The organism is Erysipelothrix larvae, from assembly GCF_001545095.1.
In the GTDB taxonomy this organism is placed as follows: Bacteria; Bacillota_I; Bacilli_A; order Erysipelotrichales; family Erysipelotrichaceae; genus Erysipelothrix; species Erysipelothrix larvae.
The window spans coordinates 1,161,286-1,173,047 of sequence record NZ_CP013213.1; the positions used below are offsets into that span (position 1 = coordinate 1,161,286).

General features: G+C 37.0%; 12 protein-coding genes. 1 reads left to right on the forward strand and 11 read right to left on the reverse strand.

Annotation, left to right across the window (positions count from 1 at the left end):
* Positions 1–35: 35 nt before the first annotated feature.
* The 6 genes from radC to AOC36_RS05400 all read right to left on the reverse strand — a co-directional run bounded on the left by radC (position 36) and on the right by AOC36_RS05400 (position 6,691).
* Positions 36–731: a RadC family protein gene (gene radC, locus AOC36_RS05375; protein ID WP_067632205.1), complete on the reverse strand. Its 696-nt coding sequence runs from the start codon at positions 729–731 to the stop codon at positions 36–38.
* Between the two features lie 32 nt (positions 732–763).
* Complete coding sequence (locus AOC36_RS05380) at positions 764–1,951, reverse strand: CinA family nicotinamide mononucleotide deamidase-related protein (protein WP_067632207.1); 1,188 nt, start codon at positions 1,949–1,951, stop codon at positions 764–766.
* A 65-nt stretch (positions 1,952–2,016) separates the two neighbouring features.
* A complete protein-coding gene (locus AOC36_RS05385; protein WP_067632208.1) occupies positions 2,017–2,985 on the reverse strand; it encodes a hypothetical protein in 969 nt (322 codons plus the stop codon).
* A gap of 84 nt (positions 2,986–3,069) precedes the next feature.
* On the reverse strand, positions 3,070–4,299 hold the full coding sequence (locus tag AOC36_RS05390) for an MFS transporter (RefSeq protein ID WP_067632210.1): 1,230 nt from the start codon (positions 4,297–4,299) through the stop codon (positions 3,070–3,072).
* A gap of 65 nt (positions 4,300–4,364) precedes the next feature.
* On the reverse strand, positions 4,365–5,435 hold the full coding sequence (gene ftsZ / locus AOC36_RS05395; protein ID WP_067632212.1) for a cell division protein FtsZ: 1,071 nt from the start codon (positions 5,433–5,435) through the stop codon (positions 4,365–4,367).
* 14 nt (positions 5,436–5,449) lie between these two features.
* Complete coding sequence (locus AOC36_RS05400) at positions 5,450–6,691, reverse strand: cell division protein FtsA (RefSeq protein WP_067632214.1); 1,242 nt, start codon at positions 6,689–6,691, stop codon at positions 5,450–5,452.
* Positions 6,692–6,916: 225 nt separating this feature from the next.
* Between AOC36_RS05400 and rpmB the strand changes: the two genes are divergently transcribed.
* Positions 6,917–7,108 (forward strand): 50S ribosomal protein L28, encoded by a 192-nt coding sequence (gene rpmB / locus AOC36_RS05405; protein ID WP_067632216.1) that lies wholly within the window; start codon positions 6,917–6,919, stop codon positions 7,106–7,108.
* A gap of 68 nt (positions 7,109–7,176) precedes the next feature.
* Here rpmB and AOC36_RS05410 read toward each other — a convergent pair whose 3' ends face one another.
* From AOC36_RS05410 to AOC36_RS05430, 5 genes are read right to left on the reverse strand one after another with little or no spacing between them, the layout of a single operon-like run.
* Positions 7,177–7,776: a thiamine diphosphokinase gene (locus AOC36_RS05410; RefSeq protein WP_067632218.1), complete on the reverse strand. Its 600-nt coding sequence runs from the start codon at positions 7,774–7,776 to the stop codon at positions 7,177–7,179.
* On the reverse strand, positions 7,773–8,420 hold the full coding sequence (rpe, locus tag AOC36_RS05415; protein ID WP_067632220.1) for a ribulose-phosphate 3-epimerase: 648 nt from the start codon (positions 8,418–8,420) through the stop codon (positions 7,773–7,775). The genes AOC36_RS05410 and rpe overlap by 4 nt, the downstream gene beginning before the upstream one ends.
* Positions 8,420–9,274, reverse strand: coding sequence for a ribosome small subunit-dependent GTPase A (gene rsgA, locus AOC36_RS05420; RefSeq protein WP_067632222.1), 855 nt, complete (start codon positions 9,272–9,274; stop codon positions 8,420–8,422). Before rsgA ends, rpe begins: the two co-directional genes overlap by 1 nt.
* 21 nt (positions 9,275–9,295) lie before the next feature.
* On the reverse strand, positions 9,296–11,032 hold the full coding sequence (gene pknB / locus AOC36_RS05425; protein ID WP_067632224.1) for a Stk1 family PASTA domain-containing Ser/Thr kinase: 1,737 nt from the start codon (positions 11,030–11,032) through the stop codon (positions 9,296–9,298).
* Positions 11,025–11,756, reverse strand: coding sequence for a PP2C family protein-serine/threonine phosphatase (locus AOC36_RS05430; RefSeq protein ID WP_067632226.1), 732 nt, complete (start codon positions 11,754–11,756; stop codon positions 11,025–11,027). The genes pknB and AOC36_RS05430 overlap by 8 nt, the downstream gene beginning before the upstream one ends.
* Positions 11,757–11,762: the final 6 nt, after the last annotated feature.

Here is an 11,762-nt window from a genome sequence, read left to right on the forward strand (position 1 = left end):
TAACATTATACAAGAAATGCGGATAGAAACAAACACTAACCCGCATCGTTTTGAAAAATTTCACTTCTTAGTTCACGCAAAGAAGCATATGAACCGCTTGCAACAAGAATATGATCGACAATTGATATACCAATCATTTTCCCAGATTGTACCAATGCCTTGGTTACTTCTAAATCGGAGTGACTAAAATCGAGACTTCCACTTGGGTGGTTGTGAACTAATACGATTTGATATGTATTGCGTTCAATTGCTTCTCTAAAGATATCACGCGGATGCACTTGACTCATATTCAAGGTCCCCTTAAATAATTCAATGGCTTCAATCACATTCATGTGAACATCCAAGCAAAGGATCATAAAGATTTCTTGTTTCTCATAGCCAATCAACCCATTAACCCATTGGACAATCTTTAATGGATTATTGAGGATGTTTTTTTCATGACTTAAGGGTTCATTTAAACGTTTTGATATTTCGATGAGCGCTAATATCTCAGTTGCCTTAACATTTTGAACACCATGTAATTTAACCAATTCACTGCGCGTTACATAACGCAGTCCTGGAAGTCCACCCGATAAATTGAGTATCTGATCTGCTAAATCAAGTGCCGATCCCTTTTTTGAACCGTTTCGAACATATAAGGCTAAGAGTTCTCGATCTGAGAGCGACGAAATACCATTTGCTAATGCTTTCTCTCGGGGTCTTAATGTTACAGGAATTTCTTCTATTTTCATACTATCACCTATTCATAAATAGGCAATTATGATTATAATTCCAAAAATTGATTTAAAAAATCAAGGAGAACTTTAAACGATTGTGAACCAACGCGTTTTCTAAATATATCACGTCCCTGTTTCTCACGAACATTAATTGAGAGGTATTGAATCATGTGGTGTTCTTTATAGGATACTGAAACAGCTATATTTGCATCGTTGATGCTACAATGTGATAACATTACCAATACGTCACATTCATGATTGTTCATATAATCTTCTTTAAAGCGGATGCTCGCTGCATTCACGTCTTCTTCAGAAGTATAGATTGATGTGTCTTTGTTAATCAGTGAAGCACTGAATATACATTTTCCATCTTTTAGCCGTGTAATCACTGAACCGTCTGTAATATTATCGATCATTCCAATAATGCATCCATGCGTATTTAATCGGTTTGCTACCACATTTTCTATTTTTTCTTCGTCGATTGAATAGATGTACGCATGGAGTTGCTGTGTTAATGATGCAACAACCGGTTCAATCATCTGATAGGCATCTTTTTTGGTTTTTGCTTTTGCAGTAACTCTTAATTTAACACCATCATCCATTGCATAGGGTGCAATGGTAGGGTTAACCATTGATTTCATTTGATCATAGATGAGTGTTTCTAAATCAGACTCGCCAATATTGATGAGATAGAGACTTTTAGAAACAATCGTTTCATCAACATCAGCCCTTAATATTGGTTTTACTTTATGTTCAAAGTTATATTTCATTTCATAGGGCGGTCCTGGTAATAAGACTACCGTGATTTTTTCACGTTTCACTACATGTGCGGGTGCGGTTCCCACATCATTGTAAATGGTATGACTGTTTTTAAAGGTATAGGCCTGTTTTCGATTGCTTGCTGCAATTTGACGACCCCGTTTATTAAAATAAGTTTCGATGAGTTCATACGCCTTTTCATCAAAAACAAGCGTTTCACCAAGAGCTTCTGCGACTGTTTCTTTCGTGATATCATCATAGGTTGGACCCAATCCGCCTGTAAAAATTACGATATCTGAACGATTAATGCTTTGCTTCACTTGATTTAATAAACGATCATGATTATCACCAATAACCGTTTGATAATAACAATCTAAGCCCAAATCAGCACATTCTTTTGCTAAATAGGGTGCATTTGTATTAATAATATCGCCTAATAATAGTTCGGTTCCTACACACACAATTTCTACTTTCATATTATTCACCTTCATCTAAATACATTGATAATCTTCAACACCTAAATTATAGCATAGACAACACCTTACACATGAAGTCTAACAGAAGATTCTTCTGATATTTCATCACAGTGATACGCGCTTATAAATCTTTGAAACGCTTGAGAATCATAGTGTTTAAGGATGAAAAGACCACGAAATGTATTAAAAGCCCCTTTTTGACCGGTTTCCAAGCTGAAGTGTATCTTTCCTGGATATTTTTTCCCACGGTTAATCCACCCCTTTTCAAGGGATTCATTTACAAGGGTCAGTGTATCATTCATTCTTGAATCATAAGGATAGTGTATTTTACAAAAATACTCTAATGCACGGAAACAATCATACTTCCACCGACATGGATAATGAAACTGAATCATATCGGGGTGGACAACATCACCTGTTCTTAACGATTTGAATAGGTGGCGTTTCAAGAGGTATTCTTGAGCTTGTTGAGTTTGTTTTTTTACCTCATTCAGCCGGTATGTATAACCGTTTGATTCGTAATCAAATAACGCTTCTAAAACAGAGATTGTTGAATGAAATGATCCGACACAGGATTGATTGTGTACTGAATTGTAGGCACAGTTCCATCCCCCATCCCCCATTTGGTACTCTAAAATATAATCAACAATCTCATATATTTTCTCGTTTTTAAACTGACCATAGCAGACTAAACTCAATACCATTGCTGCCATACACATATCTTGTTGTTTTGTTTTTGAGATGTATCCTTTGTTTTGCCACAATTCATCAAGCACAATCTGTGTTGCAGCTTGGTAAGTTGGATGCAAGGGATATATTTCCATATACTTGAGTTCTAGAAGTGTATAGGTACTACTCACCCACTTCTTTGAATAGACACTGTTTCTCCACATACAACGCTCAGGATCATAACACTCCAGATATCGTTGAATCAAGCCACCATTTCGATGATGCATTGTTTCATCAAGGAGGTATTGTCTTGTTAATGTTTGAATTACGATGTCACCATCTAATAACCATTTGATTGTATCCATATGAACCACACTCCCTTAATTATAGAGCTTAAATGTAGGCTTAAAATAAAAAGAATCTTGAGAAAAATCAAGATTCAAGTTAATTTAATCATACTTTTGTACTTTAGTAAGTAATGCATATCCAATTGCAAATAATACGACCAACATTAAGATGCCATAGCGTGAATTTCCTAATAGGCTTCCAGATAGCGCGATGAGTAGCGGACCCATAAAATCAGCAAACTTGCCAAAAATATCAAAGAATCCAAAATATTCATTTGCATTTGATTTAGGAATTAATTGTCCAAAGTAAGAACGAGACAGCGATTGTACGCCACCTTGCACAGTACCAATAACAATTGCGAGTGTCCAAAATTGCCATTCATGAGCTAAGAAGAATCCAAACACAGCGACACCACTGTAAATGATGATGTAGAATTTTAGAAGGCTAAGCACTTCAAATTTCTTAGCCATATAGGAAGCAAGGATTGCAAATGGGAATGCAATAAATTGTGTTAAAAGAAGTGCTAACAACATGGCATTACTATCAATTCCAACTTCACCACCAAAGGTAGTGGCCATCGAAATAATCGTATATACTCCATCAATAAAGAAGAAATATGCAATCATATATGTAAAGAGTTTTGGTTGTTGTTTCATCGTTTTTAGCGTTTTGAATACACGTTTAAACGATGACTTCACAAGATTCTTTTCATGACGTTCAACATAGTAATTTTGTTTTACATTTTTAAGAAGTGGCAATGATAAAACAACCCACCAAACCATGGTAATAATAAATGAGAGTTGAGTTGCGAATTGCATTTCAAGCCCAAAAGTATCATGGAATAAAATGAGAACAAGACCAATAATAAATGGGATAGTACTACCGATGTATCCAAAAGCATACCCGTAGGATGAAACGCGGTCCATATTTTCATTGGGTGTGACATCAACTAACATTCCATCATAAAAGACATTACATGCAGCATACCCAATACGCGCTAGGATAAACGCAAAGAGAAATGCTTGCCATTCAGTAGTGATCGAAAATCCAATTCCCCCTAGGATTGCAATTGTAAGGAATAAAACAAAGAGCTTTTTCTTATATCCTTGATAATCTGCAAGTGCTCCCAAGACTGGTGATAAGAGTGCCAATATCAGGAGTGCTACAGATGTTGCTGTTCCCCACAATGCAGATACATCTGCACTTGAAACACCTTGTGCTTCGGCTAAAGATCTAAAGAAAATCGGAACTGTTGCAGTTACAATTAAGATAAATGCAGAGTTAGCGACATCGTATAAGATCCAAGAACGTTCTTCTTTTGTGAATTTCATGTTTCTTTTACTGATTCCCTTCTTATGCTAAAAAGCCATAATAACTATGACTTTTTTTAATTTCGTTATTTACGTTTGAAAAAATCAGGAATTGCGCTGTTCACTTCAGTCTTTTGAGATACAGGCTCACTTGTATGTGAACTTGTGTATGAAGTGCGAGCATCTCGTCGCATGGTCTCAAAGTCTGGTTCGTCAGGCATATCAAAGCCTGTCGCAATAACTGTTACAATAATTGCATCTCCAATGTTTTCATTGATTGCTACACCGAAGATTAAGTCGATGTCATTTCCAGCAGCTTGACGAATGTATTCAACTGCTTCACTTGCATCTTGAATCGAAATCGCTTCACCACCTGTGACATTAATAATCGCATTACGAGCCCCTTTGATTTGTGCTTCAAGTAATGGAGATGTGACAGCCTTTTGAGCTGCTTCAATCGCTTTGTTTTCGCCTTGTGACATACCGATACCGATTAATGCAGTTCCTTGACCTTGCATTACAGAACGTACATCAGCGAAGTCTAAGTTGATCAATGCGGGTACAGCAATTAAGTCTGTAATTGTTTGTACACCTTGACGCAATACGTTATCAGCTTCTTTAAACGCTTCTTGGAATGGAATATTACCAATTACTTGAAGTAATTGATTATTACTTACAATGATTAATGAATCCACGAAGGATTTTAGTTCTTCAAGGCCAGCAATCGCATTTTTACTACGTTTAGGTCCTTCAAAGGTAAAAGGTTTTGTGACAATCCCGACAACTAGTGCACCTTCCTCTTGAGCAATTTTCGCAACAAGTGGTGCAGCACCAGTTCCAGTACCACCACCAAGACCGGTTGTAACAAAAACCATATCAGCATCTTTAACTGCTTCTCTGATTTCTGATTCGCTTTCAATTGCAGCTTTACGCCCAATCTCAGGCATTGCCCCAGCGCCAAGTCCACCTGTAATATCTGGACCAAGTGCTAGTTTATTTTGCACAGGTGATGTTTGTAACACTTGTAAATCCGTATTTGCTACATAAAAATCTACACCTTGTAGACCTTCATCAACCATACGGTTGACAGCATTACATCCTGCGCCCCCTACTCCGACTACTTTAATACGCGCGACTTGATTAGCTCTTATATTCATATTGCCCTCCATAGTTAATCCATAAATAACGTTCTTAAGCGTTTGGTTACTGTATTTTCATTTTCATGACTATGATGTTTATCCGTTCCGATTACATCTTTGACAAATATTTCTTCGTCGATACTTGATTGACTGCTTCCACGATAGAATTCAGTGTCTTTATAATAATAAAAAGAACCAATCAATGAAGTGTATCGTGGATCTTTAACACCAAATGTAGAACTGCGATAAACACGTGCATCTGCATCACTAATGGCATGCATTGTTTCGACAAGTCCATCAACACGACTTGCTACACCTGTAAATACATATTCTACGTTTCCGAGTTGATAAATCGGTTCGCATGTATCGTGAATATCATCAAGCATTTTAATGATATCATTTCCGATACAATTTAATAAGTCTTTTGCTGATAAATGATGCGAGTTTGATTTTGTTGACCAAATAAAGATTGGATCATCATTGGGACTGACATCACTCACGTCCACATCATAAAAAAGCAATCGTTCTACTACATCTCTGGACAACTTGTAAGTCTCCATTAATTTCTTTAAAAAAATCTCGAATCCATAATTCAAATGCATTGTAGAAGCAAGTTGACCTTGGTAATATAATGATAATTGTGTAGACATCATTTCGAAGGTTACACCCACGACCGGATGATCTACTGAGGCTTCAAATAATAACGCTTCTGAAGCAAAACCAATATCACTTAATACAACATCAATTACTTCAAGCCCTGCATTCTCAACGCATCGTATGATTTCAAACAATGCATCTTGATTACAATAGTAAGCTTGATAGTCTACTTGTACATTCTCATTGCGTTCATTAACAGGGATTTTACGAGTTGGAACACCATTAACATAAAAACGTGTAAACAAGGCATTGACACACACCATGTTTTCTGGTGCAGGATAGGTATAGACTTCTTTTAGAGCACGTTTTAAATCATACTCAGAAATTCTTCCTACTACAGGTAAGGAAATGCGTTTACTTGTAATTTCATTGTCTAACCCATATACTGAAACAATGACTTTCGATATGTGTGCATTCAGATTAGCTGATGCATTTTGAACCGCTTTTTCGATTGCTTCAACAATGCGATGTCCACGAACGAGACGCCCATCAATATAACCGTCATGATCGACGTGCTCAACTTTCAGAATGTTTATGCGACCATTATAAAACTGACCTACTAATAAACGCACTTCTCGATCCGCTATTTCTAAAGCAGCTATAATTCTCTTTTCCAAATTGCGAACCTCCCTTGCGCTTATATCAATATTATCACAAGCAACATTAAATATAAAGTGCAAACCCCGTAAAAATAGTGTTATAAGCGTATTATAGTCGTGAGTTTTTGACTTCATTTATGAAAACGTTGACTTTCTTGGTAAAAAAGAAATCTTAAGCTTGAAATCCCTAGGTGGTTATGGTATAGTTTACTAGCGAAATCAATAAAGAAAGGGGGTTACGGTATGCCAAGAGAGTGCTACGTAACTGGTAAAAAAACTCTATCAGGTAACAAGCGATCACATTCACTACGTGCAACACGTCGTAAATGGAATGTTAATCTTCAAAAAGCGACAATTATGGTGGATGGAAAACCAACACGTGTCCGTATTTCCGCCCGTGCATTGAAGTCATTGAAGGCTAAAGAAGCGCGTTAAGCGAAATTAATGAAAATCAAACGGCTATGCCGTTTTTTTTATACCCAAATAATAAAAAAACAACAAGTTTACTTTGTTGTTTCATGGTATATGCACAGTACACATACACGACCTTTGTGGATTGTTATTACATGATCGTTATGTATTACCTCATTTGAAGTCAAATATAAATCCCGTGGTGTAATGCTGCGTTTTTGTAATGGATACTTAAACCCATCCAAACTAATTACTGAGTCTTCAATGGCAATAAACGACACATATTTTGTATCTTTGGCTATTGTATGTCTTCCAACACCTAATGTATATGCTTCTTGTGAGTCAGATACAAAGTGTATGCGTGCATCACGTTTTAAGAGTTCAATATTAACTAATAAATGATCAATTCTTCCACCAAATGCACCATAAACATAAATATGATCATAGTTTTTACATAAAGATAAAGCATATTCAAAATCTGTAATATCTTTTATCTTAGGTAATTGATATGTTTTAGTAAGCATCTTGATGTGTTCATGTTGAGTTTGAGTGACTGAATCAAAATCACCACAAGCACAGATCATGGGTATACTTTGTTTCACACAAATCCACGCACCACGATCGACTCCGATGGTGTCTTCTCCTACCAAGACACCATCAAAGTCACGAAGAATTATATTTACAGAGTTCATAATAAGGAAGCTACAGCCTTCTCAATATCACCACTAAAGACATAACTTCCGGCAACAAGGACATCAGCACCTTTATTGCGGGCTTTATGACCTGTCTCTTGATTAATGCCACCGTCTACTGAAATTAAATAGTGATAGTTATTCATAGAGCGCATTTCATCGATTTTCTCAATCCGCTCAAGCATCGAAGGAATGAAAGCTTGGCCACCAAACCCAGGTTCAACACTCATCACCAAAACAAGATCCACATATTTTAAATAAGGGTAAATTGCATCTAGAGGTGTACTGGGTCTTAATGTAATCCCTGCCTTAACCCCTTTTTCATGCAATTTCTCAATGGCATGGATTCCTGTTTCAACATCAATCATTGTTTCAACATGAAAGGTAATTGAATCAGCACCTGCATCAATAAATGCATCAAAGTATTTCACGGGATTTTCAATCATAAGATGAATATCCATAAAACGATCGGTTAGGGCATTGATTTGCTTTAAGATATCGGGTCCAAAGCTGATATTATTCACAAAAACCCCATCCATTACATCATAATGAAACCATTCAGCTGATATTTCAGCCCGTTTAATCTGTAATGGCAATTGCTTAAAATCTATCGCCAATATTGATGGCGCAACTATCTTCTCCATTAACGAGAATCCTCCTCAATCAACGCGAGACACTCACAATAATTTTTATATCGAATTTTCGATATATCCCCTGTCTCTACATGAGTCTTAACAGCACAACCTGGTTCATTGACATGCATGCAATTTCTAAATCGACACGATTCAAAATAAGGTTTAAAATCTTTAATGTTCTGTGCCAAATATAGCGCATCAACATGCGCAAAGTCTAATGAAGAAAAGCCCGGTGTATCTGCAATCCATCCACCAAGAATCTCAAAGAGTTGATTGTGACGCGTTGTATGTTTACCCCGTCCAAGAGCTTTTGATATCTCTTGGGTATCAATTGAAAGTGATGCATCCAGCTTATTAAGAATACTTGATTTTCCAACACCACTTTGCCCAGCTAATACAGAAATCTTATCTTTGAACACAGATTCAATGCCTAATTGATCATCATACTTGCTGACAGCATAGATATCATAGCCACTTGATTTATATTCATCGATAATCGTTGCGAGTGTTTGTTCATCGATTAAATCTTTTTTTGTAATGATAATAACAGGATCGATGGCTTCAGTACATACTAAAAACAGCAATCGATCGACGAGTGTATAGGAAAAGTCTGGGTTTTTTGCTGACATAACGATTAACGCTTGGTCAACATTCGCAACCAGAGGACGTATCAGTGCGTTTCTTCGTGGTAAGACTTTTTGAATCACCCATTTTTCATCAAGCATTTCAATCTCAACAAAATCCCCTACTACTGGTTTTTCACGAAGCCGTAACTTCCCCATTGCAACTGCAACAAACATTGAACCATTCAGTTCAACGGTATAGCGATTTGAAACAATCTTAACTATGCGTGCCTTCTCCATCGTCTCTCTCTTTCATACAGGTTAATTCGTATTATCGGTATCATCTGAATTGTCATTGGAATTCGTATTAAAGGTAGGCTTATCTGCCACATCATAGAATGACAATGTCACGGATGAGTTTTCAAGTTGAACATAATAACTTCCAGCAAATGGGTTTTGGTCTATAACAACACCAAATTGTAAGCTGTTGACCCGTTCTTCACTCATACCAGCCATTGAAAGACGGTTTAACTTAACAACAATCCCTAAATCCTCTAATGTTTTTTGTGCTTCTTCAATTGGTTTGCCACGGAAATCCTGCATGATAATCTCAGGTTCTGAACTAATGAGTAGGGTTAGAATATACTTCTGACTTGGATTAATCATTTGTCCTACACTTAATCCCTCTTGACCTACGATAATCCCAGGTTCTACTGTGGAATCCGAAACAGTACGTGTTTGAATTGTAATATTAGGATAGTTTGCAAGAATTTCTTGCACCTGTGCCCGTGTTTTCCCTGCAAAATCAGGAATTTCAAATAACCTGCCTTGTGACACTGTTACCCGTATTTGAGATCCAGGTTCTATTTGTGTCCCTGAAACTGGACGTGTTGCTATAATATATCCTTTATCAAACTCTTCAGAATAATCATACGATAATGAGTCATTGATGTAAATATTATGTTCTGCAAGTTGAGCCCGTGCATCGTCAATATGGACACCAACTAAATCTTCAAGATAATATGGAGCGGGTGGTTTTGGCCAAAAGATAATGCCAAGAGTAACAACAATTGCTGCGATTAGCACAGTTGCAATACTCACTTGAATTTTCTTTTTCCTTGACCAAGGTTCCTTAATGACATCGTCATCAATATCTTCATCATCAATTCCATTTAAGGCTGTAATCATCTTTGTTTCTTCATCATCAATAATATTTGGCAACCACAATGCTTCATGAATCCGTTGGGGATCAAGAGATGTGCTTAAATCTTCAAACATATCTTGTGCCAATCGGTAACGATATATTTTATTTTTTTGACATGCTTTAGTAATAATATTTGCGAATGAATGAGGAATTTCGGAGTTGTACTTCAAGACTGATGGCATTGGATCTTTTAAATGCTTCATGGCAACTTCTACGGATGTTTCACCACGATATGGTAAAGCACCTGTAATTAATTCGAAAAACACAATTCCCATTGCATAAATATCAGATTGAATCGTTGCACCATCTCCACGCACACACTCTGGTGCCAAATAGTGCACCGAACCCATGACAGAATCAACTTTTGTTAATTGAAGGGCATCATTGGCAAGTGCAATCCCAAAGTCAGCAATTTTAACAGTGCCATCATCTTTGACTAAAATGTTTTGCGGTTTGATGTCACGGTGAACAATCCCAGCTTCATGCGCACATTTAACTGCACTTACAAGTTGTTTCATGATTGAGAGTGCTTCATATTTTTCAAGAGCACCACGACGGTGAACAAGTTCTTTAGCAGTAATACCTTTTACAAATTCCATAACAATATAAGGTTGACCTTGGTCATCCCCTACATCATATACTTCAACAATATTTGGATGGTGTAAACCACTTGCAGCATTGGCTTCACGTTGAAAGCGCAACAGTGCGACAGGGTCATCGGACAAATCACCACGAAGTCGTTTTAAAGCGACATCTCGTTTTAATACAAGGTCGAAACATAGAAATACATCTGCCATACCACCGGTACCGATGCTTTGTAAGACCTCGTAGCGTTCATTAATAATTTTAGACATTGGTTTCTCCTTCAAGAATGATGTACGATATGTTATCAAAACCCCCTGCCTTGTAAGCCATATCCATCAATTGCTTTTTCGCGTGTTCAAGTGGTTGATCCATTTGAGACTCGATGTGATCATGTGGGACATAACCATACAGCCCGTCGGAACAGACCAAAAGTCGATTCCATCCATCCGGAATCCGAATTGTTTCAAAAGTAATTGTTTCATTTACACCAACTGCATTCATCAAAACATTGCGTTTTGGATGCACTGCAACATCTTCAATGGATATCTGGTTGTTGAGATACATCATATAAGCATATGTTTGATCATGCGATAATACGGACAACCGATTGCGACGGTAATCATAAATTCGCGAATCACCAACATTAAATCCAATGGCACGATTATTGAAAACAACAATTACAGCTGCTGTTGTTCCCATGCCTAATAATTTCATATTTTTGCGAGATTCTTTATATAAAGTTTTATTGATATCATTCAAAGTGGTTTTGAACCATTGAATGATTGTATCGATGGACTCAAATGTACCTGCGCTTTTCTTGAATGATTCAGAAAAGAGTTCAATTGATTTTTGACTCGCATAATCTCCACCGTTTGCTCCCCCAATCCCATCACACACAACGCCAAGAAAAACATTGTCTTTTTGGACAACGAGTACACGATCTTGATTTGTTTTGCGGACGAGTCCGATCTCACTTCGACTAATATAATTCACCTAAAA

Bases quoted from the DNA above. Each gene is read 5' to 3' on its own strand.
- radC (WP_067632205.1), bottom strand. From the start codon at position 731: ATGAAAATAGAAGAAATTCCTGTAACATTAAGACCCCGAGAGAAAGCA.
- AOC36_RS05380 (WP_067632207.1), bottom strand. From the start codon at position 1,951: ATGAAAGTAGAAATTGTGTGTGTAGGAACCGAACTATTATTAGGCGAT.
- AOC36_RS05385 (WP_067632208.1), bottom strand. From the start codon at position 2,985: ATGGATACAATCAAATGGTTATTAGATGGTGACATCGTAATTCAAACA.
- AOC36_RS05390 (WP_067632210.1), bottom strand. From the start codon at position 4,299: ATGAAATTCACAAAAGAAGAACGTTCTTGGATCTTATACGATGTCGCT.
- ftsZ (WP_067632212.1), bottom strand. From the start codon at position 5,435: ATGAATATAAGAGCTAATCAAGTCGCGCGTATTAAAGTAGTCGGAGTA.
- rpmB (WP_067632216.1), top strand. From the start codon at position 6,917: ATGCCAAGAGAGTGCTACGTAACTGGTAAAAAAACTCTATCAGGTAAC.
- AOC36_RS05410 (WP_067632218.1), bottom strand. From the start codon at position 7,776: ATGAACTCTGTAAATATAATTCTTCGTGACTTTGATGGTGTCTTGGTA.
- rpe (WP_067632220.1), bottom strand. From the start codon at position 8,420: ATGGAGAAGATAGTTGCGCCATCAATATTGGCGATAGATTTTAAGCAA.
- rsgA (WP_067632222.1), bottom strand. From the start codon at position 9,274: ATGGAGAAGGCACGCATAGTTAAGATTGTTTCAAATCGCTATACCGTT.
- pknB (WP_067632224.1), bottom strand. From the start codon at position 11,032: ATGTCTAAAATTATTAATGAACGCTACGAGGTCTTACAAAGCATCGGT.